General features: G+C 70.3%; 18 protein-coding genes. 5 read left to right on the top strand and 13 right to left on the bottom strand.

Annotation, left to right across the window (positions count from 1 at the left end):
* Positions 1-60: 60 nt before the first annotated feature.
* Entirely contained in the window at positions 61-837 is a 777-nt protein-coding gene (locus A9977_RS23765; RefSeq protein ID WP_310936184.1) for a sulfite exporter TauE/SafE family protein, read from the top strand.
* On the opposite strand, the gene A9977_RS23770 is transcribed toward A9977_RS23765, so the two are convergent.
* A complete protein-coding gene (locus tag A9977_RS23770) occupies positions 767-2,107 on the bottom strand; it encodes an MFS transporter (protein ID WP_183027318.1) in 1,341 nt (446 codons plus the stop codon). The genes A9977_RS23765 and A9977_RS23770 overlap by 71 nt on opposite strands.
* Before the next feature lie 83 nt (positions 2,108-2,190).
* On the opposite strand from A9977_RS23770, the gene A9977_RS23775 reads away from it, so the two are divergent.
* Together A9977_RS23775 and A9977_RS23780 are read left to right on the top strand one after the other, a co-directional pair.
* A complete protein-coding gene (locus A9977_RS23775) occupies positions 2,191-3,144 on the top strand; it encodes a LysR substrate-binding domain-containing protein (RefSeq protein ID WP_183027319.1) in 954 nt (317 codons plus the stop codon).
* A gap of 128 nt (positions 3,145-3,272) precedes the next feature.
* The gene (locus A9977_RS23780) at positions 3,273-3,926 is read left to right on the top strand and encodes an MSMEG_1061 family FMN-dependent PPOX-type flavoprotein (RefSeq protein ID WP_183027320.1); all 654 of its coding nucleotides are present in this window, start codon (positions 3,273-3,275) and stop codon (positions 3,924-3,926) included.
* 4 nt (positions 3,927-3,930) lie between these two features.
* Here the strand turns inward: A9977_RS23780 and A9977_RS23785 are convergent, their stop codons facing one another.
* A complete protein-coding gene (locus A9977_RS23785; RefSeq protein WP_183027321.1) occupies positions 3,931-4,542 on the bottom strand; it encodes a DUF938 domain-containing protein in 612 nt (203 codons plus the stop codon).
* Positions 4,543-4,643: 101 nt separating this feature from the next.
* On the opposite strand from A9977_RS23785, the gene A9977_RS23790 reads away from it, so the two are divergent.
* Entirely contained in the window at positions 4,644-5,321 is a 678-nt protein-coding gene (locus A9977_RS23790; RefSeq protein ID WP_183027322.1) for a TetR/AcrR family transcriptional regulator, read from the top strand.
* 20 nt (positions 5,322-5,341) lie between these two features.
* On the opposite strand, the gene A9977_RS23795 is transcribed toward A9977_RS23790, so the two are convergent.
* The 11 genes from A9977_RS23795 to A9977_RS23845 form a co-directional block, all read right to left on the bottom strand.
* Positions 5,342-5,974 carry an isochorismatase family protein gene (locus A9977_RS23795; RefSeq protein WP_183027323.1) on the bottom strand — a complete coding sequence of 211 codons (633 nt, stop codon included), beginning with the start codon at positions 5,972-5,974 and terminating at the stop codon, positions 5,342-5,344.
* The gene (locus A9977_RS23800; RefSeq protein WP_183027324.1) at positions 5,967-7,043 is read right to left on the bottom strand and encodes a 2,5-dihydroxypyridine 5,6-dioxygenase; all 1,077 of its coding nucleotides are present in this window, start codon (positions 7,041-7,043) and stop codon (positions 5,967-5,969) included. The genes A9977_RS23795 and A9977_RS23800 overlap by 8 nt, the downstream gene beginning before the upstream one ends.
* Positions 7,044-7,103: 60 nt before the next feature.
* Entirely contained in the window at positions 7,104-7,934 is an 831-nt protein-coding gene (locus tag A9977_RS23805) for an alpha/beta fold hydrolase (RefSeq protein ID WP_183027325.1), read from the bottom strand.
* Entirely contained in the window at positions 7,931-8,698 is a 768-nt protein-coding gene (locus tag A9977_RS23810; protein ID WP_310936185.1) for an Asp/Glu racemase, read from the bottom strand. Before A9977_RS23810 ends, A9977_RS23805 begins: the two co-directional genes overlap by 4 nt.
* A gap of 15 nt (positions 8,699-8,713) precedes the next feature.
* The gene (locus A9977_RS23815) at positions 8,714-9,943 is read right to left on the bottom strand and encodes an FAD-dependent monooxygenase (RefSeq protein WP_183027326.1); all 1,230 of its coding nucleotides are present in this window, start codon (positions 9,941-9,943) and stop codon (positions 8,714-8,716) included.
* A gap of 109 nt (positions 9,944-10,052) precedes the next feature.
* Positions 10,053-10,814: an ABC transporter ATP-binding protein gene (locus A9977_RS23820; RefSeq protein WP_183027327.1), complete on the bottom strand. Its 762-nt coding sequence runs from the start codon at positions 10,812-10,814 to the stop codon at positions 10,053-10,055.
* Positions 10,811-11,608 (bottom strand): ABC transporter ATP-binding protein, encoded by a 798-nt coding sequence (locus A9977_RS23825; protein ID WP_183027328.1) that lies wholly within the window; start codon positions 11,606-11,608, stop codon positions 10,811-10,813. Before A9977_RS23825 ends, A9977_RS23820 begins: the two co-directional genes overlap by 4 nt.
* Positions 11,605-12,594 (bottom strand): branched-chain amino acid ABC transporter permease, encoded by a 990-nt coding sequence (locus A9977_RS23830; RefSeq protein ID WP_183027329.1) that lies wholly within the window; start codon positions 12,592-12,594, stop codon positions 11,605-11,607. Before A9977_RS23830 ends, A9977_RS23825 begins: the two co-directional genes overlap by 4 nt.
* Complete coding sequence (locus tag A9977_RS23835) at positions 12,591-13,463, bottom strand: branched-chain amino acid ABC transporter permease (RefSeq protein ID WP_183027330.1); 873 nt, start codon at positions 13,461-13,463, stop codon at positions 12,591-12,593. Before A9977_RS23835 ends, A9977_RS23830 begins: the two co-directional genes overlap by 4 nt.
* Before the next feature lie 30 nt (positions 13,464-13,493).
* Positions 13,494-14,630, bottom strand: coding sequence for an ABC transporter substrate-binding protein (locus A9977_RS23840; protein WP_183027331.1), 1,137 nt, complete (start codon positions 14,628-14,630; stop codon positions 13,494-13,496).
* Between the two features lie 270 nt (positions 14,631-14,900).
* Complete coding sequence (locus tag A9977_RS23845; RefSeq protein WP_183027332.1) at positions 14,901-15,662, bottom strand: helix-turn-helix domain-containing protein; 762 nt, start codon at positions 15,660-15,662, stop codon at positions 14,901-14,903.
* 186 nt (positions 15,663-15,848) lie between these two features.
* On the opposite strand from A9977_RS23845, the gene A9977_RS23850 reads away from it, so the two are divergent.
* Positions 15,849-18,110: a TonB-dependent receptor gene (locus tag A9977_RS23850; protein WP_183027333.1), complete on the top strand. Its 2,262-nt coding sequence runs from the start codon at positions 15,849-15,851 to the stop codon at positions 18,108-18,110.

Raw genomic sequence — 18,110 nt, forward strand, 5'->3', positions numbered from 1 at the left:
GCCGCGGTGCGCAGGCCTATAGATTCGACCTCCTCTTCTTGTTGTCTTCGGAACCGCCGCGTGGACGCCCTCTTCTCTTCCGTGTCGGCCGCGCTGCCGCTCGCACCACTGCAGCTGATGCTGGTCTGCGCCGGCGTCGCGGTGGCCTATGTGATCTTCGGCCTGGCCGGCTTCGGCACGGCGCTGGTGGCCGGCCCGCTGCTCGCGCAGTTCGTGCCGGTGGCGGTGATCGTGCCGCTGCTTGCGTTGCTGGACTTCGCGGCCGCCACGGTGAACGTGCTGCGCGACGGCCGCTCGGCCGACACCGGCGAGCTGCGGCGCATCGTGCCCGCGATGGCACTGGGCAGCCTGCTCGGCGCGGCCATCCTGCTGCGCGGCCGGCCCGAGGTGCTGCTGGCCGCGCTGGGACTCTTCGCGGTGGGCTACGGGCTTTATGCGCTCAGCGGCTTCAAGCCGCAAGCGCGCCTGTCGCCGCGCGCCGCATGGCCCTTCGGTGCGGTCGGCGGGCTGTTCTCCGCGCTGTTCGGCAGCGGCGGCTTCATCTACGCGATCTACCTGGCAGGGCGCATCGAGGCCAGCGATCGCATCCGCGTGACGCAGTCCACGCTGATCGGCCTGTCGACACTGACGCGCGCCATCCTGTTCCTGCTGGCGGGCGTCTATGCCGACCGGGCGCTGCTGCTGCTCGCGCTGTGGCTGCTGCCCGCGATGCTGGTCGGCACCGCCATCGGCCGGCGGCTCACGCTCGTGCTGTCGAAGGCGCAGTTCATGCGCATCGTGAGCCTGGTCGTGCTGTGCTCGGGGCTGGCGCTGATCGCGCGGTACTTCGGGAGATAGCCTGCCCCTGACGCATCCGCGCGGGCAGCATCAAGGGCATGGCCGCCAGCGCGCAGCCACCCGCGACGAACCACACCAGCGGCCATCCCAGCAGCGTGAGCAGGTGCGGGATCAGCAGCGGCGTGAGGAAGCAGAACAGGAAGACGCTGGTGTTCGCCATGCCCAGCGCGGTGCCGGCGCGCGCCGCGCCCGCCAGGGTCGCGAGCTCGGTGTAGGCCACGCCGTGCCAGGCCGACACGCTGATGCCGGCCAACGTCAGCAGCACCAGCAAGCCGATGCGTCCCGTCGAGGTCTGCGTGGCCATCGCGTCCGACAGCGTCAGCGCGCCAAGCGCGGCGAACAGCAGCAGGCTCAGCAGCGCGCAGCCGCGCAGGTAGGCCGGGCGGTTGCGGCGGCGGTCGGTCCAGCGGCCGCTCCAGACGCGCATGACCATCGCACCGACCTGCACCGCGACCATCGCGGCGGTGATGGCCGCGAAGCCCAGGTGGCCGAAGTCGTGCAGGAACACGGTGCCGAAGGACAGCACCGCGAACTGCGCCGAGCACAGGATGCCGATGCCGGCCACGATGCGCCAGATGCGCGCGTCGTGCAGCGGCCCGCGCTCGTGCGTGCCGCCGGCCACGGGCATCGGTGCGCGCGCCGAGACCGGGGGCTCGTGCACCCAGGCCCAGGCCATCAGCGCGCCCAGGGCGCACAGCCCGGCCAGCACCGCGTACAGCGCGCGGAAGCCGCCGTGCAGCGCCAGCAGGGGCAGCAGCAGCGCGCCGACGGCACCGCCCAGCGGCACGGCGGTCTGGCGGATGCTCATCGCCAGGCCGCGCTCGCTTTCGTCGAACCAGGTCATCACGGCCCGGCCGCTGGCGCCGTTGACGCTGCCGCCCAGCAGGCCCACGCTCAGCAGCCCGACGGCCAGCCAGCCCAGGCCGGGCACATGGCCGCCGTGCGGCGCGGCCCACAGAGCCATCGCGCCCAGGGCCGCCGCGGTGGCGCCCAGGCCGAGCAGCAGCACCGGGCGGTCGCCCCAGCGGTCGGTGAGCAGGCCCCAGGGCAGTTCGCTCAAGGCGATGCCCAGGCCCATGAGCCCCAGCACCAGGCCCAGCGTGGCGTTGTCGAGGCGGTAGCCCGAGCGCATCAGCACGGCCGTCATGGGGATGCCGCTGAAGGCCACCGAGAAGGCCGCGTTGGCGGCCACGCCGGCCGCCAGCACCTTCCATCGATGGCGCGGACCGAGGGGAGACGAGGACAGGGGGAGCGAGGCGTTGCGATGCATGGTGCGCGAAGTCTCGGGCGCCGCCAAGGTTTTGAAAATCAGAAAATAATGGCCGTACCATCCCAAAATTCAGGACAGTCCAGATGAGCCAGGTGATGTTCGATCTCGACGTGCTGCGCAGCTTCTCCACCGGCATCGCGCTGGGCAGCTATGCCCGCGCGGCCGACAAGCTGGGGCGCTCGACCTCGGCCGTGAGCGCGCAGTTGAAAAAACTCGAAGCGCAGGCCGGCACCGCGCTGTTCCGCAAGGCCGGCCGCGGGCTGGAGCTGACCGATGCCGGCCAGACCCTGCTGGCCTATGCGCACCGGCTGCTCGAACTCAACGACGAAGCCGCGGCCGCGATGCGCGGCGCCGACCTCGAGGGCTGGGTGCGGCTGGGCCTGCAGGAGGACTTCGGCGAGACGCTGCTGCCCACGGTGCTGGGCCGCTTCGCGCGCGCCCACCCCAAGGTGCGCATCGAGGCCTGCATGGTGCGCTGCGCCGAACTGCGCGAACGGCTGACGCTGGGCAAGCTCGACCTGGCGCTGGTCTGGGACACGGGCGACCACCCGCCGATGCCCTACGGCGAGCGGCTGCTCAAGGCGCCGTTGCAATGGATCGGCACGGCCACAGGCGATCGGCCGCAGTGGTGGCCCGAGCGGCAGGCGCGCAGCGCCGAGGCGCTGCCGCTGGTGCTGCTCGACGCGCCCTGCCCGGTGCGCGACATCGCGACGAACGCGCTCGACCGCGCGGGCATCCCCTGGCGCCACGCCTTCAGCAGCTCGAGCCTGGGCGCGCTCTGGGCCGCGACCTCGGCCGGCCTGGGCCTGACCTTGCGCACGCCCTTCGGCCTGCCGCCGTCGGTGCGCGGCATCGATGCCGCGGCCGCGGGACTGCCCAAGCTGCCGCCGATGGGCCTGTGGCTCTACCGCGCGCAGGCCCGGCCCGAGGCGCCGGTGCTGCGGCTGGCCGAGCTGGTGCGCCAGGCCATCGAACCGCTGCCGCTGGTCGCGGCGCCGGGGCGCGTGCAGCGGCCGCGGGAGGAAGTGGCGGCCTGAGGCGGCGGCAGGCGCTTGCGCGTCGGCCGGCGACATGGCGGCATCGCGCTATCGCTTGGCCGATGCGTTCTACCGTCCTCACCGCGACCCGCCCTACGCTCGGTTCCTCTTCACCTGGAACCTCGCTCATGCGCGCCAACGATGTGCTTCCCGAACCCGCCGACGCGCCCGACCTCGACGCGCTCTACGCGCCGCCCTCCGAGACGGTCCAGCGCGCCGTGCTCGACCGCCTGATCGACGTGCACGAGGAATACCTGCGGGCCGCGACCTTCTTCTGCCTGGCCACGGGCAGCCCGCAGGGGCTGGACGTCTCGCCGCGCGGCGGCCCGCCGGGCTTCGTGCAGGTGCTGGACGCGCACACCCTCGCCTTCGCCGACTGGCCGGGCAACAACCGCATCGAGTCGATGCGCAACCTCGCGCGCGACGAGCGGCTCGGCATGGTCTTCCTGTTCCCCGGGCTGGAGGTCTTCCTGCGCATCAACGGCCGCGGCCGGGTCTCGACCGCGCCCGAGCTGCTGGCCCAGTTGCGCGAGGGCGAGCGGACGCCCAAGACGGCCACCGTGGTGTGGATCGAGGAAGTGATCGTGCATTGCGGCAAGGCCATCCACCGCGCCGGGCTCTGGGGCGACAGCGCCCAACGCGAGCGCCCCGCGCTGCCCACGGTCGGCCAGATGATGCGGGCCTTCGCGGCACTCGGCACCGAAGCGGCGGCGATCGGCGAGGCGCAGATCGCGCAGATCGATGCGCACTACGCGCACGCGGTCCGCCACGACCTGTACTGAACCCTCAGCGCGCGAACACCAGCAGCAGGTTGTTCGCCGGCATCGCATGCCGCTCGCGCAGGGCCAGCCCCGCGCGCGCCGCCTGTGCCGCCACGTCGTCGAGGCGGCGGATGCCCCAGGCCGGGTTGCGCGCACGCAGGTCCTCGTCGAAGGCCTGGTTGCTGGGCACCTCGGGGCCCTCTTCGAAGTAGGGCCCGTAGGTGAGCAGCAGGCCGCCCGGCCGCAGGTTGCGGGCTGCGCCGTCCATCAGCGCGGCACAGGCGGCCCAGGGCGCGATGTGCAGCATGTTGGCGCAGAAGACCGCATCGAATTCACGGCCGAAGGCCGGTCCTTGCGCGGGCCACTGCGGCGCCGTCACGTCGAGCAGCACCGGTGCCTGCAGGTTCGGCAACGCGGCCTCCTCGACCCGGCGCGACAGCAGGGGCAGCATGCGCGCATCGGCCTCGCTCGGCTGCCAGAGCCAGGGGCTCAGGCCCGCGGCGAACCACACCGCATGCTGGCCCGTGCCGGCCGCGATCTCGAGGGCGCGGCCCTGTGGGCCGAGCGTGCGGCGCAGGACCTCGAGGATGGGTTGCTTGTTGCGTTCGGCGGAGGGGCTGGTCGGGAGATCGGACATACGGGGTGGCGTAGAGGGGGCTGGCAAAGGGTAGCAGGGGCCAGCACGTCGCCGAGGCATATCGGATAATCATTGATCAACCAATTAATTACAGGTCCGCGATGCCCGAGAAAAGACAAGACACCCAGCAGCATCGCAAGCCCAGAGGTCCGGGCCGGCCCGAAGGCACGAGCGTCGTGCGCGACGAGATCCTCGATGCGGCCGAGACGGTGTTCTCCACGCTGGGCTATGCCGGCACCTCGATGCGCGAGGTCGCCGAGAAGGCCAAGGTGACGCAGGCCCTGATCAGCTACTACTTCGGCTCGAAGTTCGGCCTCTTCGAGCAGGCCTTCCTGCGCCGCAGCGAGCCGGTGTCGCTCGAGCGCATCGAGCGCCTGGAAGCGCTGCAGCGCGCGGGCACGGCCACGGCGCGCGAAGTCGTGCGGGCGTTCCTGCTGCCCACGGTGTCGCTGCGCGCCTCGCCGCAGGGCCGCGCCTTCCTGCGACTGCAGGCCCGGCTGCACACCGAGCCGCCGGAGATTTCGTACGAGCTGCGCACCTTGGCCTACGGGGGCTCCACCCTGCGTTATGTGGAGGCGCTGCGCGCCGCGCTGCCGGGCCTGAGCGAGCTCGATGCGCACTGGCGCGTCACGATGATGATCGGCACCTACCTCTATGCCTTCTCGGACACGCACCGGATGGAGGAGATGACGCGGCCCGGGGTCTACGACCCCGCCGACACGGAGTCGCTGATCGAGCAGGTCACGCGCTTCGTGGTGGGCGGCTTCGAGGCCGCCTGAGACGGCCTGAGGCGACGGCGTCAGGCCGCCAGCGCCAGCCTCGAACGCAGCCCCTCGAGCGGCAGCACCTCGGCGTACTTCTGCGCCAGGTCGAACAGGCTGGCGTCGTGCGGACCGATGGCGCGGTCGCCCACGCAATCGCTCACCACGACCGGCGCGAAGCCCCAGCACATCGCATCCACCACGCTGGCCCGCACGCAGCCGCTGGTCACGCAGCCGGCCACCACCAGCGTGCGCACGCCGCGCTGCGTGAACCAGGGCGCGAGCGTGGTGCCGAAGAAGGCCGAGGGCACGTTCTTGCGCACCACCAGTTCGCCCGCGCGCGGCGCCAGCGAGGCCACGATCGCGCTCGCGGGCGAGTGCTCCTTCAGCGTGAGCATGCCCGGCACCTTGTCGGAGAACACGTTCGCATCGCCGTCGTCGTCGGCATAGACGATCCGGCTGTGCGCCACCGGCCAGCCCTGCGTGCGCGCCAGTTCGAGCAAGCCGTGGGTGCGCGCGATCGCCTGCGGGATGTTGCCGCCGCCGAAGACCGCCGGGTCGGCGAAGCCTTCGACGAAATCGACGATCAGCAGGCCAAAGGGCGGCGCCAGGCGCAGCGAGGCGCCGAAGCCCTGCTGGCGGTAGACGGCCGTGTCCTGTGCGTCATGCATGGGCGGCCTCCTGTGCGGCCGGGGGCGCCGGCATCAGCGACTCCACCACGCGCCCGTCGCGCACGACCTCGCGGTCGTCCACCGTGACCGTGCAGCGGCGCATCGGCACGTCGATGTGGCAGGCGGTGGTGCGGCTGCCGCCCGCCTCGTTGTTGGGGCCGAGCGAGAACAGGAAGTTGCCGCTGACCGCGCGCGCGTCCATGCCGATCGTGCCCTCGCGGTCGTAGAGGCCCAGCGTCGACCAGTAGGCGCGCTGCTGCAGGCCCCAGCCGATGTGCGAGATCGCATAGGCCTCGGGGTCGGCGAAGGACTCGATGTACTCGCTGAGCATCTCGGCCTCCTGGCCGCCGTCGATGCGCGTCACGAAGCCCTTCTCGACCGTGAGCGTGATGGGCTCGCCCACATAGGATTTCATGGGCAGCAGCACGTCGCCCTTGGCCAGCACGATGCGCCCGTGGGCCTGGCCTTCGTTGGGCCAGGTGAAGGCGAAGCCGCTGGGCCAGTGGTCCCAACGCCCGGGTGCGTCGACGAAGCCGTATTCGGCGGTCAGCGGGTATTCGCCGTAGGGGCAGCGCAGGTCGGTGCCCGCGGCCGAGGTCACGCGCATCTCGCGGCCGCCTTTGAGCAGGGCGACGCCGGCCAGCACGCGCTCGCGGTCGGCGGCGGTCGGCACCATGCGCAGCAGCACCTCGGGCGGTTCGACGGCCAGCAGGATCTTGGTGCCGCCCTGCAGGATCTCGTGCTGCTCGGGCGAGAACAGCAGCGTCATCAGGTCGAGCACCAGGTCGGAGGCCTTGAGCGCGGCGATCGCCGGCCGGTTGCCGGTCAGCGGCGTGGTGCCGAGGTAGGCCAGCGGATCGCGGCTCAGCGCCTTGTCGCCGTTGACCGGCGGCAGGTCGAGCCGGCTCACGCTGGCGCCCATCATGCTCGCGGCGGTGATCGCGCAGCGTAGCGTCTGCGGGTGGGTCTGCTCGCTGGTGAGCACGGTGACGGCCGCGCCCGGTTCGAGTTTGGACAGGGTGAGCACCTGGGTCCAGGCGCGGATGAGGTCGGTGTCGCTGACGGCCATGAGGGGTCTCCAGGCAGTGAGGGTTGGGAAGGAAGTCGAAGGCAGGGTGGGCGTGGCCGCTCAGTCCAGGGCCTGGCCCAGGAAGTCGCCGAAGGCGGCGTGGAAGCCGGCCTCGTTGTCCCACGGGATCATGTGGCCCGCATCGGGCACGCGCCGCTCCAGCAGCGCGGGCAGCAGGCCGCGCAGTTCGTCGACATCGGCCGGCCGCACCACGTCGCCGCGCTCCGCGGTGAGCAGCAGCGTCGGCACCGCGATGCGCGCAACATCGGCATGGAGGTCGTCGGTCTGGAAGGCCTCGAAGCTGGTCACGATGGCGCGCTCGTTGCAGGTGTGCAGCCATTGCGCGCGCAGGCGCAGCTGCGCCTCGCTCCAGCTGGGGCAGAAGGCGCGCATCTGCTCGAGCGAGATGCCGCGCTGCGCCAGGCGGATGGAGTCCACGTACCAGGGCAGCTGCGCGGGATAGGGCCGCCGGCCCGGACCCGAGACGGGCGGATCGACCGCCACCAGCCGCGTGAGCCCCTCGGGCCGCCGCGACGCGGCGCGCAGGCCGATGCGCCCGCCCATCGAATGGCCGACGATCGCATAGCGCGGCAGCTCGAGCGCCTGCGCGAAGGCGATCACGTCGGCCACCTGCGCGTCGAGGCTGTAGTCGAGCGTGTCGGCGGCCTCGCTCAGGCCGCGGCCGCGCACGTCGAGCACATAGGTGTCGAAGTGGCGGCCGAAGCGCTCGGCCACGAAGCCCCAGGTGACGGCCGGGCTGGTGATGCCGGGAATCAGCACGATGACGTCGCGCCGCGCGCGCGCGCCTTCCGCACCGCCGTAGCGCAGGTAGTGCTGGCGGATGCCGTTGGCGTGGACCTGCGCGCCGTACAGCAAAGTGCTTTCGCTCATGCCGCCGCCTTCGGATAGGCGCCGGAGAGCAGCGCGCCCGCGCCTGGCACGATGGGCTCGAGGCCCAGCTGGCACAGCATGGCGTAGACGGTCGCGGCGGCAGCGGTGACGACCGGCTTGCCGGTGCGTGCCTCGACCTGCGCGATGGCCTGCAGCGAGGGCATCTGCACGCAGGCCGACAGCACGATCACGTCGACGTCGTCGGTGGGCATGCCGGCCACGATGCCCGGCAGCTTGGCCGGATCGTGGCGCCCCACCTCGAGGTTGTCGGGGATCTCGAGCGCGCGCCAGTGCACCACCTCGAAGCCCTCGTGTGCGATGTAGTCGACCACCAGCTTCGTGAGCGGCAGCATGTAGGGCGCCACCAGCGCGATGCGCTTCGCGCCCAGCACGCGCAGCCCGTCGACCAGCGCGCCGGCGCTGCTGACCACCGGCGCCGCGCCCTGGTTGGCCGCGGTCACGCTCGCGAGCCGCTCCTGCGAGGCCCGGTGGTAGCCGTGGCCCATGGCCATGATGGCCACCAGGCAGGCGTAGCCGAGCACGTCGACACGCGCGTCGCTGAGCTCCAGCGCGCAGCGGTCGGACTCGGCGTCCATGGCCGCCAGCTCCTCCTTGGTCACATGCTTCATGCGCATGCGCGCCGAATGGAAGGTGAAGCGCTCGGGCCGGATCTGCTCGCGCAGGCGCAGCATCGCCGGGATCTCGGTCTCCATGGTGGTGTTGGAGCTGGGCACGATCTGCCCGATGCGGTAGTTCGTCTTCATCTTTTCTTCTCCGGTTCAGGCCGACACGGCCTCGGCATCGAATCGCTCGACGCAGCGTGTCGCGTCGTACTCGTAGACCCACTCGGCCTTGATGCCCACGGCGTTGGGGTTCTGTGCCTGCTGGCGCTGCATCTCCAGGTCGCGCTGGCGCAGTTCCTCGGGCGTGGAGAGGTGGTAGGTCCGGCCGCGTTCGCGCGCCTCCAGTTGCACGCGCGCGGTGCGCGGGCGGCGCTCCGCCTCGTAGGCCTGCAGCGCCGCCTCGATGTCGCCCGCGCGGTGCGCGAGCGCGGCGGCGAGCACGTAGGCGTCCTCGATCGCCATCGCCGCGCCCTGCGACAGGAAGGGCAGCATCGGATGCGCGGCATCGCCCAGCAGCGTGACCCGGCCCTGCGACCACTGGGCCATCGGGTCGCGGTCGAACAGGCCCCACTTGAAGGTCTGCGCGCTGTCCACGCGCTCGAACAGGTCGACGATGTCGCGGTGCCAGCCCTGGTAGGCGCCCAGCAGTTCCTCGCGGGTGCTGGGCTCGGTCCACGACTCCGCCACCCAGTCGGCGCTCTCGTTGACCGCCACGATGTTCACGGCCGCGCCGCCCTTGACGTAGTAGGTCACGATGTGCGCCTTCGGGCCCATCCAGAACGAGGCGTCCGGGCTCACGAAGGGCAAGGGATGCCGCTCGACCGGCACCAGCGCGCGCCAGCACATGTGGCCGGTGAAGCGCGCCGCGGTCTTGCCCCAGAGGCCGTCGCGCACCACCGAATGGATGCCGTCGGCGCCGACGATCAGGTCGGCCTCGAAGGACGAACCGTCGGCGAAGCGCGCGGTCGCGCCCTGCGGGCCCTGTTCGATGCCCACGCACTGCACGTTGAAGCGGACCTTGTCGGTCGGAATGCCCTCGCACAGGATGGCGTGCAGGTCGGCCCGGTGCACGTGATAGAAGCCGGCGCCGAACAGCCGCGGGCAGGTCTCGCGCAGCGGCGTGCGGAACAGTTCGCGCGCCGTGTCCCAGTTGCGCCCGACCATCGCCTCGGGCAGGAAGCCGATGCGTTCGAGCGCCTCGCCCAGGCCCAGCGCCTGCAGCACCTTGGCCGCGTTGGGGGTCATCTGCACGCCCGCGCCGATCTCGCCGAAGGCGGGCGCCCGCTCGAACAGGTGCGCGTCGATGCCGCGCAGGCGCAGGGCCCGCGCCAATGCCACGCCGCCGATGCCGGCGCCCACGATCCCTACACGCAAGGGCTTGCTCATCACGATCTCCTTCGTACCGGACAGGGCCGGCGCTTAATAAATAAACAAACAATTAATTAACGGGGAGGAAGAAGGCCGGCCTTCGAGGGCCGGCCTCTTTCGCCCCGGCTCAGCCGCCCAGATAGGCGCTCAGCAAGGCGGTGTCCTCGAGCAGCTCGGCCGCTGGCCGCTCCGCCACGATGCGGCCGGTCTCGTAGACGTAGGCCCGCGCCGCGACCGACAGCGCGTTGTGCACGTTCTGCTCCACCAGCAGCACCGTCACGCCATGCGCGTGGATCTCGCGCACGAAGTCGAACACCTCCTCGGCCATGCGCGGGCTCAGGCCCAGGCTGGGCTCGTCGAGCAGCAGCAGCGTGGGCTCCGACATCAGCGCGCGGCCGATCGCCAGCATCTGCTGCTCGCCGCCGCTGAGCGTGCCGGCCAGTTGCTTGTAGCGTTCCTTGAGCCGCGGGAAGCGGGCGTAGACCTTGGCGGCGCGCTCCTCCACCACCGTGGCCGACTTGCAGAGGTAGGCGCCGAGGGCCAGGTTCTCGTGCACCGTCATGGCGGGCCAGACGTGGCGCTCCTCGGGCGACTGGGCGATGCCCTGCCCCACGATCCGGTCGGCCGGCATGCCACCGATGGCGTGGCCCTTGAACAGGATCTCGCCGCGCGTCGGCTTGAGCAGGCCCGAGATCGCGCGCAGCGTCGTGCTCTTGCCCGCGCCGTTGGCGCCGATCAGCGCCACCACCTCGCCGGGCGCGATGCGCAGGTCGACGCCGTGCAGGGCCGCGGTCTTGCCATAGCTCACATGCAGCTGGCGCAGCGCCAGCAGCGGCTCGCCCGCAGGCGCGGCACCGGCCGGCGGCGAGCGTTCGAGGACGGCGCTCATGCCTTCTTCCCTCCGCCCAGGTAGGCCTCGACCACGCGCGGGTCGCCCTGCACCTGGGCCGGCGTGCCCTCGGCCAGCTTCTCTCCGAAATGCATCACGACCACGCGGTCGGACACGGCCATCACCAGTCCCATGTTGTGCTCCACGATGAGGACCGACTGCACCAGCCGGCCCGGAAGGGTCTTGAGGATGTCGCCGAAGACGCGCGCCTCCTGGCTGTTGAGCCCGGCCGCGGGTTCGTCGAGCATCAGCACCTGCGGCTTGGCGGCCAGCGCGAGCGCGACCTCCAGCAGGCGCAGCTCGCCGCAGGACAGCACCGAGGCGGCGGTGTCCATGCGCTGCGACAGGCCCATGGTCTCGACGATGCGCGCGGCGCTGTCGCGCACCGCCTGCTCGGTCTCGCGCACCCGGCGGCCCGGAAAGAAGGTCTGCCACAGCGACTGGCGCGCTTCCAGGTAGTGGCCGGTGAGCACGTTCTCGAACACCGTCAGCGACTTCAGGATGTTGGTCTTCTGGAAGCTGCGCACGATGCCGCGGCGCGCCATGCGGAAGGGCTTCTCGCCGGTGACGTCGGCACCGCCATAGCGGACCTGGCCGGTGCTCGGCGTGTAGAAGCCGGTGATCAGGTTGAAGCAGGTGGTCTTGCCGGCGCCGTTGGGGCCGATCAGGCCCACGATCTCGCCCGGGCGCACGTCGAAGCTGATGTCCTTGACGGCCTTGATGCCGCCGAAGGACTTGCCCAGGCCGCGCACTTCGAGCGTCGCGCCGGCCGGCAGGCTCAGGGCGGCGTTCATGCGGCTCTCCCGGTGGCCGGCGTCGCCAGCTTGGTCGATGCGGCTGTCGGCAGGCGCCGCTCGCGCCGCCGCTGCGCGAAGCCCATCAGGCCCTGCGGCAGGAACAGCACGATGGCGATCACGGCCAGGCCGAAGATCGACAGCCGCAGCTCCTTGGTCTCGCGCAGGTACTCCTCGAGCAGCGTCACCAGCAGCGCGCCGATCAGCGGACCGACCAACGTGCCCTTGCCGCCGATCAGCACCATGATGATCATGCTGATCATGAAGGCGAAGCGGAACATCTCCGGCCCGACGAAGGAGATGTAGTGCGCATAGAAGCCGCCGGCCATGCCCGACAGGAAGGCGCCGAGCACCAGCGCCAGCATCGAGTAGGTCAGCGGACGCACGCCGATCGACTGCGCGACGAAGCGGTTCTCGCGGATCGCCACGGCCGCGCGTCCGGCGTTGGAATGCACGAAGCGGTACGACAGGTACAGCGCGATGGCCAGCACGCCCCAGGCCACGGCGTAGTAGAACTGCTTGGCGCCGAGGTTGCCGGCCTCGGCCAGCATCGCGGGCTGCGGGATGCCCGCGATGCCCATCGGGCCGTTGGTCAGGCCGATCCAGTTGTCGGCGACCAGCCGCAGCACCTCGGCGAAGGACAGCGTCACGATCACGAAGAACGGGCCCTGCAGGCGCAGCGTGATGGCGCCGATCACCACGCCCATCGCCGCGGCCAGCGCGCCGGCCACCGGCACGGTGGCCCACATCGGCCAGCCGTGCTGCGTCGAGAGGATGGCCGCGGCATAGGCGCCGGTGCCCAGGAAGGCGGTGTGGCCCAGCGAGAACTCGCCGACGTAGCCGACCACCAGGTTCAGGCTGGTGGCCAGCACCGCGTAGAACAGCACGATGATGGCGATGTGCAGCAGGTACTGGTCCCGCACCACGAAAGGCACCAGCGCGGCCAGCGCCAGGAAGCCGAAGAGGAAGTTGCGTTCGAATTTCATGCTCGCTCCGCGCGCTTGGAGAACAGGCCGTAGGGCCTGAAGACGAGGGTCAGGATCACCAGCGCGAAGCCGATGATGTCGACCCAGCCGGTCGCGACGTAGCCGCCCCAGAGGGCCTCGGCCACGCCCAGCAGCAGGCCGCCCGCGATCGCGCCGGCGAAGCTGCCCATGCCGCCGAGGATCACCACCACGAAGGCCTTCATGCTCACCAGCCCGCCCACCGACACCTGGGCCGAATAGATCGAGCCCAGCAGCATGCCGGCCATCGAGGCGATCACGGTGCCCATCGCGAAGGTCGCGGCGTAGACGTTGGCGGTGCGGATGCCCACCAGCCGCGCGGCCATCGGGTCCTGGAAGGTGGCGCGCATCGAGCGGCCCAGGCGGGTCTTGTGGATGGTGAGCCAGGCCGCGACGATCAGCAGCGCGCACACCGCCACCGCGAACAGGCGCAGCTTGGTCAGCACGATCGGGCCGAGGAAAGCCGGGCCGGCGGAGATCGGCGCCTCGACCTTGAGCGGCGCGGTGCCGACCGCGAGCAGCGCGGTGTTGGCCAGGAAGATCGACAGGCCGATGGTCAGCAGGATGCCGGCCTCCTCGCCCTGGTCGCGGATGCGTTCGATCAGGAAGCGGTCGATGAGCCAGCCGAAGGCGCCCATCGCCACGGCCACCAGCAGCAGCCCGGTGAAGAAGTCGAGGCCGAGCCGCGTGGTGGCCCACCAGCCCATCACGCCGCCGAGCATGTAGAGCTCGCCGTGGGCGAAGTTCACCACCCGCATGAGGCCGAGGATCAGGGTCAGGCCCAGCGCCGACAGCGCATAGAACGAACCGGTCACGAGGCCGTTGGCGAGGTATTGCAGGAGCAGTTCCATCTGCGTTCCGATCAGCGGGCGCGCCGCGGCTCAGGGCTTCTCGGTGGGGGACTCGGCCACGACCTTCGGCTCCTTGCCGACGATCTGCACCAGCACCACGTCGAAGCCGTAGCCCTCGCCCTTCTCGGTGAAGCGGTAGCGGCCGTTGGGCGCCTGGTAGTCGGTCTTGCGCAGCGCGTCGCGGATTGCCTCGGGCTCGGCCTTGCCTGCGCGGGCGGCCGCTTCCATCAGGATGTTCAGCGCGTTGAAGCCGGCCGCGCCGTACTTGCCCGGCTTCTCCTTGTAGGCGGCCGCGTACTGGTCGACGAAGGCCTTGTTGCGCTCGCCCGGCATGCTCGACGCATAGGGCACGGCGGCGTAGACGCCTTCGGAGGCCGCGCCCGTGAGGCCGATGAAGTCGGCGGTGGCCCAGGAGCCGACGCCGAAGATCTTGGTGTTGAGGCCGAACTCCTTGAACTGCTTGACCAGGATCGAGCCGTCCTGCGTCTCGGCGGCCACGAACACGCCGTCGGCCTTGGCCGCGCGCAGCTTGGTCAGCAGCGTGTAGAAGTCGGTCGCGCCGTGGTCGAAGTACTCCTTCATCACGGTCTTCACGCCCATGCCGGAGAGGTCCTTGGAGAAGTCCTCGACACCGCCGCGGCCCCAGTCGTCGTTGACGCCGATGTAGGCCACGTTCTTGAGCTGCAGCTTGTCCGCGAGGATCTTGCTGAAGGTCTTGGACATCAGCCGGTCGGTCTCGGCCGAACGGAAGAAGTACTGCATGCCCTTCTCGGTCAGGTCGGCCTTGGAGGACACGCCGCTGAGCAGCGGCACCTTGTACTTCTCGGCCACCGGCATGACCGCGGCCGTGGCCGAGCTGCAGAAGGCGCCGGTCACGGCCACCACCTTGTCGCGCTGGATCAGCTTCTCGGCCGCGTTCACCGAGTTGGCGGGGCGGCACTGGCCGTCCTCGATCACCAGTTCGATCTTCTTTCCGCCCACGCCGCCGGCCGCGTTGCGCTGTTCGACCGCCAGCTTGGCGCCCGCCACGAAGGCCTGGCCGTTGTAGGCCACCGATCCGGTCAGGGGCTGGATCACGCCGATCTTGACCGTGTCCTGCGCCCAGGCGCCGAGGCAGAAAGTCGGCAGCACCCACGCCGCTGCAAGGGATTTCCATTGGAAGTTCATGAGGTTCTCCTGAAAGAGCGTCTGCCGAGGCAGGACTTACATAATTAATCGATCAATTAATTTCAAGCGAAGTTTAAGGCGTGCACCGCGCCACGCCACAGGACTAACCCTGACAATTAATTGATCGGTTAGTTAGCAATCTGCATGCCAGGCACGGCGCCGCTTTTCCGGCTCCGGCGGACGCTGCGGACAGGCTGGAAGGTGCGGGCCGCACCAGCACGCGGCGCCGCGCCCGCCATCGGGGCGTCGGCGGGCCGGCGGCGGCGTCGGTCAGGGATGCCGCTTGCGCCGCTCGGCCGGCGCGGCCTGCGGCGCCTTGGCGGCGCCCGCATCGGCGCGCTGCACCGCGGGTGGCATCTCGGGCGGAGCGCGCATCGACGGATGCGCATCGCCCACCGACTCGCACACCGAGAGCAGCCGGCACGGCCCCTCGCCCACGGCCAGGTAGGCGTGCCCCATCGCGCTGTCGAAGTAGACCGAATCGCCGGGGTTGAGCACCACCGGCGCATAGAGCTCGGTGTGGAATTCGATGCGCCCTTCGAGCGCGTAGCTGAACTCCTCGCCGGGGTGGTGGATGAAGCCGCCGAACTCGGCGAAGAACTCGTCGAGGCTGCGCGCGCGCACCTCGGTGACCATGGGCGTGAGCCGCTTGTTCAGCAGCTCGGTGGCGAGGTAGGTCTGGCTGTAGGTGCGGTTGCCCACCGCCATGCCTTCGCCGCGCCGCTGCACGATGCGCCGCCCCGCGCTGTAGCCCGCGGGCGTGGAGGGCACGCCGCGCGCACCGACCACGGCCGCGCTGCCCGAGGGCTCGAGCACCTGCGCCATGTCGACGCCCAGCCCGCGGCTGATCAGGTGCAGCTTCTCGTACGACAGCGAGGCATGTCCTTTTTCCAATTTGGACAAAGTAGAAACCCCTAGTCCGGTCCGCGCGCTGACCTCGCCGAGCGTGAGGCCGAGCCGCTTGCGCAACGCGCGGATGGTTTCTCCCGGTGCATTGGATGCGGGGGCATGGGCAGAGGGGACTTCGATCATGGGCTTTTTTTAGAGGTCCTAGGGCCGACACGGATGGCGGCTTCGAATCTAAACGCTATGGCAACTTTTGTCCATTTGGTGAATTTATACAAATAGGAAAATAAATTGCCAATATGGAAATTCATTTGTAGGATGCCGTCCGGATCGATCGCCGTCACAACCCCCTCGATGGAGTGCCTCACCCAAATGATTCGTCTCGACAACACCGGCTTCAGCCGGCTCCCCCGTCCCTCTTTCCTGCGCGCCACGCCGCTCGCTCTGCTGGTGGCTTCGGCCGCCGTCCTGATGGGCCAGGCTGCGCACGCGCAGACCGCCGCCCCCGCGGCCGAGGCCGAGAGCAAGGCGACGAACGCGCTCGACAGCGTGACCGTCACGGCCACGCGCCGCCGCGAGCCGGTGCGTGAAGTGCCGATGCAGGTCAACGTGGTGCCCAGCGAGAAGCTGGAACGCGAAGGCGCGAAGAAGCTGGCCGACTACATCGCCGACCAGCCGGGCGTGAACCTCACCAGCAGCGGCACCGTCGGCGGTTCGCTGAGCATGCGCGGGCTGACCACCGGCCCGTCGCAGACCATCGCCACCGTGGGCGTCTACATCGACGACGTGGCCACGGGCATGAGCTCGGCCTATGCGCTGGGCGGCTTCACGCCGCTGGACATGGGCATGCTGGACCTGCACCACATCGAAATCCTGCGCGGCCCGCAGGGCACGCTGTACGGCGCGGGCGCCATGGGCGGCGTGCTCAAGTACGTGACCAACCAGCCCGACACCACCGAGTTCTCGGGCGCGGTGAAGTTCGGCGCCTCGTCGACCAAGGGCGGCGGCAGCGGCTTCAACACCGGCCTGATGCTCAACATCCCGATCAAGGAAGAGACGGCCGCGGTGCGCCTGTCGGCCTTCAGCGACCGCGTCGGCGGCAACTACAACGCCGTCGGCCCGGCCGGTGGCACCAACGTCGACCGCGGCCACACCGAGGGCGGGCGCCTCTCGCTGCTGCTCACGCCGACCCGCGACCTGACCATCCGCATGACCGCGACCGCGCAGGAAGTGAACCGCCGGGGCCTGGGCTTCGAGGACATGACCATCGCCACCGGCCGGCCGGTCTACGGCGAACGCACGCGTTTCCTGTCCACCGGCGAACCCTACAAGAACCGCACCACGCTGTGGGGCCTGGACGTCGAGTACGACTTCGGCTGGGCCCGCCTGAACTCGATCACCTCCGTGCAGGACGTGAAGATCAGCAACGCCGCCGACATCAGCCCCATCTATGCGCCGCCGCTGCGCTCGCTGGGCTACCCCGTGGTCTCGGTCCCGCTGGGCAGCAACGTCGACCAGCACCGCACCAGCCAGGAGTTCCGCCTGACCTCGCGCTCGGGCCAGACCTTCGAATGGCTGGCCGGGCTCTACTTCAACCGCGAGCGCGGCAACGTCGCGGGCAGCATCGACGCCAACCTGGCCGGCGGACTGCCCAGCACGAACCTGCTGGTCACGGGCAAGCCCAACCGCTACCAGGAAGCGGCGGCCTATGGCGACCTCACCTGGAACGCCACCTCCGCGCTGTCCTTCACCGGCGGCGTGCGCCTGGCCCACAACAAGCAGTCGTACAGCGACCGCAGCACCGGCCTGCTGGTGCCGGGCGCGCCGATGACCAACGGCGGCAACTCGTCGGAAAGCCCGACCACCTACCTGGCCACGGCCAAGTACGCGCTCGACAAGACCAGCAACGTCTACTTCCGCGCTGCCAGCGGCTACCGCCCGGGCGGCCCCAACGGCCTGAAGCCCAACACCAACCGCAACGTCGTCAAGCCGATGTACGAGTCGGACTCGCTGTGGAGCTACGAGCTCGGCTACAAGGCCGACCTGCTGAACCGCACCGTGTCGGTCGAGGCCGCGCTCTACGACATCGAGTGGAAGAACATCCAGCAGCCGATCCGCGACGGCGGCTTCAGCTTCTTCACCAACGCCGGCGATGCGCGCATCAAGGGTGCCGAGCTGATGCTGGGCTGGAAGCCCAACCGCGACTGGAACCTGAGCAGCTCGCTGTCGCTGATCGATGCGCGCCTGCAGACCGATGCCGCCGGCCTCCAGGCCAAGGCCGGCACCCGCCTGCCCTCGACGCCGCGCGTCGCGGCTTCCGCCGGCATCACGCGCAACTTCAACCTGGCCGGCCGCGATGCCTACGTCGGCGTCGCCGCGCGCTACACCGGCAAGCGCAATGCGGGCTACGAAGGCAGCACGGTCGCGCCCAGCATCAACCTGCCGGCCTACACGATGGTCGACCTGCAGGCCGGCATCGAGTTCCCGCGCTTCAGCATCGCCGCCTACGTGCGCAACCTGGCCGACAAGCGCGGCCTGGTGTCGGCGGAAGTGGGCGTGACCGCACCCACCCAGGCCCTGGTGGCCCTGGCGCCCGCGCGCACCATCGGCGTGACCATGACCGTGCCGTTCTGA

It is taken from the genome of Variovorax sp. UMC13, assembly GCF_014170375.1.
GTDB lineage: Bacteria > Pseudomonadota > Gammaproteobacteria > Burkholderiales > Burkholderiaceae_C > Variovorax.

Bases quoted from the DNA above. Each gene is read 5' to 3' on its own strand.
- A9977_RS23770 (WP_183027318.1), bottom strand. From the start codon at position 2,107: ATGCATCGCAACGCCTCGCTCCCCCTGTCCTCGTCTCCCCTCGGTCCG.
- A9977_RS23775 (WP_183027319.1), top strand. From the start codon at position 2,191: ATGAGCCAGGTGATGTTCGATCTCGACGTGCTGCGCAGCTTCTCCACC.
- A9977_RS23780 (WP_183027320.1), top strand. From the start codon at position 3,273: ATGCGCGCCAACGATGTGCTTCCCGAACCCGCCGACGCGCCCGACCTC.
- A9977_RS23785 (WP_183027321.1), bottom strand. From the start codon at position 4,542: ATGTCCGATCTCCCGACCAGCCCCTCCGCCGAACGCAACAAGCAACCC.
- A9977_RS23790 (WP_183027322.1), top strand. From the start codon at position 4,644: ATGCCCGAGAAAAGACAAGACACCCAGCAGCATCGCAAGCCCAGAGGT.
- A9977_RS23795 (WP_183027323.1), bottom strand. From the start codon at position 5,974: ATGCATGACGCACAGGACACGGCCGTCTACCGCCAGCAGGGCTTCGGC.
- A9977_RS23800 (WP_183027324.1), bottom strand. From the start codon at position 7,043: ATGGCCGTCAGCGACACCGACCTCATCCGCGCCTGGACCCAGGTGCTC.
- A9977_RS23805 (WP_183027325.1), bottom strand. From the start codon at position 7,934: ATGAGCGAAAGCACTTTGCTGTACGGCGCGCAGGTCCACGCCAACGGC.
- A9977_RS23810 (WP_310936185.1), bottom strand. From the start codon at position 8,698: ATGAAGACGAACTACCGCATCGGGCAGATCGTGCCCAGCTCCAACACC.
- A9977_RS23815 (WP_183027326.1), bottom strand. From the start codon at position 9,943: ATGAGCAAGCCCTTGCGTGTAGGGATCGTGGGCGCCGGCATCGGCGGC.
- A9977_RS23820 (WP_183027327.1), bottom strand. From the start codon at position 10,814: ATGAGCGCCGTCCTCGAACGCTCGCCGCCGGCCGGTGCCGCGCCTGCG.
- A9977_RS23825 (WP_183027328.1), bottom strand. From the start codon at position 11,608: ATGAACGCCGCCCTGAGCCTGCCGGCCGGCGCGACGCTCGAAGTGCGC.
- A9977_RS23830 (WP_183027329.1), bottom strand. From the start codon at position 12,594: ATGAAATTCGAACGCAACTTCCTCTTCGGCTTCCTGGCGCTGGCCGCG.
- A9977_RS23835 (WP_183027330.1), bottom strand. From the start codon at position 13,463: ATGGAACTGCTCCTGCAATACCTCGCCAACGGCCTCGTGACCGGTTCG.
- A9977_RS23840 (WP_183027331.1), bottom strand. From the start codon at position 14,630: ATGAACTTCCAATGGAAATCCCTTGCAGCGGCGTGGGTGCTGCCGACT.
- A9977_RS23845 (WP_183027332.1), bottom strand. From the start codon at position 15,662: ATGATCGAAGTCCCCTCTGCCCATGCCCCCGCATCCAATGCACCGGGA.
- A9977_RS23850 (WP_183027333.1), top strand. From the start codon at position 15,849: ATGATTCGTCTCGACAACACCGGCTTCAGCCGGCTCCCCCGTCCCTCT.